Origin of the sequence: Bacillus sp. JJ1773 (assembly GCF_036962035.1) — a bacterium.
Taxonomy (GTDB): Bacteria; Bacillota; Bacilli; order Bacillales; family Cytobacillaceae; genus Cytobacillus.
This window is the reverse complement of sequence record NZ_JBALNX010000129.1, coordinates 2,110-5,260: the sequence shown is the minus strand read 5'-3', so window position 1 is coordinate 5,260 and position 3,151 is coordinate 2,110. Positions and strand designations below refer to the sequence as shown.

Annotated in this window: 4 protein-coding genes; all 4 read right to left on the bottom strand. The window is 34.1% G+C overall.

Annotated elements, in window-relative coordinates:
- Window positions 1-161 precede the first annotated feature (161 nt).
- On the bottom strand, window positions 162-1,559 hold the full coding sequence (locus V7127_RS24910) for an NCS1 family transporter (protein ID WP_335490811.1): 1,398 nt from the start codon (window positions 1,557-1,559) through the stop codon (window positions 162-164).
- Between the two features lie 538 nt (window positions 1,560-2,097).
- Window positions 2,098-2,481, bottom strand: coding sequence for a RidA family protein (locus tag V7127_RS24905; RefSeq protein ID WP_335348237.1), 384 nt, complete (start codon window positions 2,479-2,481; stop codon window positions 2,098-2,100).
- A gap of 129 nt (window positions 2,482-2,610) precedes the next feature.
- Complete coding sequence (locus V7127_RS24900; RefSeq protein ID WP_335355604.1) at window positions 2,611-2,766, bottom strand: hypothetical protein; 156 nt, start codon at window positions 2,764-2,766, stop codon at window positions 2,611-2,613.
- Window positions 2,753-2,959, bottom strand: a complete 207-nt coding sequence (locus V7127_RS24895) for an STAS domain-containing protein (RefSeq protein ID WP_335490814.1) — start codon at window positions 2,957-2,959, stop codon at window positions 2,753-2,755. Before V7127_RS24895 ends, V7127_RS24900 begins: the two co-directional genes overlap by 14 nt.
- Window positions 2,960-3,151 lie beyond the last annotated feature (192 nt).

Genomic DNA, 3,151 nt, shown 5'->3' with positions numbered 1-3,151 from the left:
GTATATAATTAATTTGTGAATAAGTTCACAATATTTAAAAGGGATTTTTATTCGTTAGTAAAACTTAGCCCAAAGAAGAAGCAGTTGCAATCGCTGTAAAAATGAAAAAAGATTGCCTATAGAGAATAAAATTCTCCAAGGCAATCTTCACTAATCATATTTTATTTTTCAAAAATCGTTCCTTTTTTGAAGCTTGAAGCTTTAAATGCATATTTCGTTAGTAGATAGTAAGAGATACCTGCTACTACTACTCCGATTATCCATGCAAGGTCTACTAATAGGAAGGCAGCGCCTGCACCGATAAACATTGCAATGAGCCCCGCTGGATTAAATCCAGAAAAAGCACCTTCCTCATTGTATAATTCTTTAAGATTTACCTTTTGTTTTCTTAATATATAGTAGTCCACTAATAATATAGAAATAACTGGTCCTAAAAATGCGGAATATATTAGAATAAACATATTAAGACCTTTAGCCGATGACTCCTGTATAAGCAACCATGGAAATGCACCTAATGCAAGCAATCCTGTTACAATTGCAGAAGCTTTATACTTTAATTTTGTCAGCAATGTAATGACATAAGCTGGCGGAATAATATTGGCAACCATATTTGTTGCGATAACCGCGATTACAATAAACACGGATACAAAAACTGAAATATAAGGATTATCAATTATAATTGGGAGTGCTTGTGCAGGATTCGTTACACCAGTCGCAGCTGCGAGCATTGCCCCGATAATGATAACAAAACCATATGATAAGGTAATTGGGATAAAATATAATGATCCGCGTTTTTTATCACTCATACCCGTTTTAAGCTCTCTTGAATAATCTGCAGCACTTACAAAGATACCTGCATAATTCCCTAAAAAGACCATAATAAGTCCAAAGAACGGCAAGCCCCATGAGCCTTTAGCTTGTACCCAGTTTTGGGCAATCTCAGTGCTATGCGATGATAAAAGAATTCCGAAAACATAAATTAGTGCTGCCATAAATACTACAGAGGCAACCGTTTCTACCCATTTAATCGCGTGGAAACCGAATAATGAAAGCACAATTTGAATTAGTTGCAGCGCTATAAAACAAACAACGACATTATCGAAAGTACCGCCTGTAACAATCTTCGCGATTTCATTTAAGGCAGTTCCCCCGATCCAGCTTTGAATACCGTACCATACGATGGCGGGTATCCCGCGCAGTAGTGATGATATCACTGTTCCTTTTATTCCAAAGGACATTCTAAGCTGTACAACATATGGTATTCCTTTTTTGTAGCCGAGACGATCATTTAATGCAAAAATGGTTGAAATGATCCCAATTGCGATGATAGCTGCTAAAATGGTTTGAAAAATGTTTAATGTCGCGACACCAGCTACAATTACACTAGCCCCAAGTGTCATATTACCTAAATTAACACCGTCTCCAATCCACATAAAAATATAGTCTTTCGCACTTACTGTCCTATCCTTATCATTTTTCGGATAAAGCGATTCATCGACACCCGCAACATGTTCAATCTGGGTCTCGTTTGTATCGTAACCTTCAATCGTTGTAGACATATTTTATCCCCCTTGTTTTCGTACACCATATATAACAGCATTTGCTATGGCTTTTTAGCTAAAGGTTAACCTAATTACCATAAAATTATTTTTTCCTATTAAAAAGATTGCATCCGTGAATAAAAAATTTCACCCATTTTTCTATATGCAATCTCATTGTTAATAATTTTTCGTTCCACTTAGGTCAACTTATTTTTGCTTTCGAAAACGTTTTCTTTGTTAACAATTCATATTATACATGGCTTTTTCAAGAAGGTCTTTATGACTATTAAACAAAAAATACATAAACAAGCTATATATACTGCATAAACTTTTTTACGATAACATTCTTTTTAGACAATGCATTATTCACTTTGCACAAAGGAAATGCCATTTTCAATTTTAACGCGAAAAACACCGGAATAACTATGTGAAAGTTTGTACATGTTGCACGTATGGAATAGAGTATATATCATTTTTTACACTTCAGTGTACTAAATTCTTAAAAACACAAAATAAAAAGGAGTGATTTTTAGTATCCACTCCTTTTTACATCAGATTATCTTGTTTTTTTAGCAATCATTTCGATCTCAACTTCAGCCCCTAACGGTAAAGCTAACACCGCTATACATGTCCGAGCAGGGAATGGACTGGAGAATTGCGTTTCATATACTTCATTCATTGCCGCAAAATTATTCATATCAGTTAAATAAACATTTACTTTCACTACATCATCAGATGTTAGGCCAGCTACCTCTAATACTTCAAACAGGTTTTTGAAACATTGCTTCGTTTGTTCCGCAATATCTCCAGTAAGATTTTTCGCTGAAATGGAGTTCATTGCCGTTTGACCTGAGAAATAAACAAATTCTCCTGCATCAATTGCATGTGAATATGGTCCTGATGCTGTTGCACTCTTTGCCTCGTAAGCTTTTCTTGCCATGATATTTCTCCTTTGCTTCTATAATATTAATTCAAATTACAATATTACTAAAAGACTCCGCTCCTTTCAAACATTAAACACGGTATGCAGTTGTAATTCCTAGCATGCACTTTTTCAAATATGTATAAATTACTTAATTAGTTCTTCATTAAAGACAATATCATTTAAAGCAATTTGCAACGTTCCTCTATATTCCGCAGCATGATTAATATTATTTTCAGAGTTTATTAAGCTCTTCACAATTACTGGACGCAGCCCAGTAAATAAAGATTTACATCCCATCATGAAAAATGCCTTCAATTAATTTTTTGAAATGAGCGGTCACCTCATCATCCATATGTGCCACTCCAGAAAGATCAATAATTAACTTTTGAATTTGACCATTTCTAATCTCGCTAAACACTTTATCTTGTATAGTAGACATACGTACTTGATTAATTGAACCTATTAAAGGCAAAACACTAATCTCTCTATTAATAGGAATAATAGGAACAGATAAATTTCCAACTAGCTTGCGCTAATTTTCGAGGAGTTCATCCTTGTATTTTGAATAGCGTATAAAGAAATTCGTAAGAAATTGGTCAATTAATACATTTATTTTCTTCTCCAGCGAATAAAAGGTTTCTCTATTCACTTCATTATTACTGTTGAGATCATTATAGGATTAGTT

Bases quoted from the DNA above. Each gene is read 5' to 3' on its own strand.
- V7127_RS24910 (WP_335490811.1), bottom strand. From the start codon at position 1,559: ATGTCTACAACGATTGAAGGTTACGATACAAACGAGACCCAGATTGAA.
- V7127_RS24905 (WP_335348237.1), bottom strand. From the start codon at position 2,481: ATGGCAAGAAAAGCTTACGAGGCAAAGAGTGCAACAGCATCAGGACCA.
- V7127_RS24900 (WP_335355604.1), bottom strand. From the start codon at position 2,766: ATGATGGGATGTAAATCTTTATTTACTGGGCTGCGTCCAGTAATTGTG.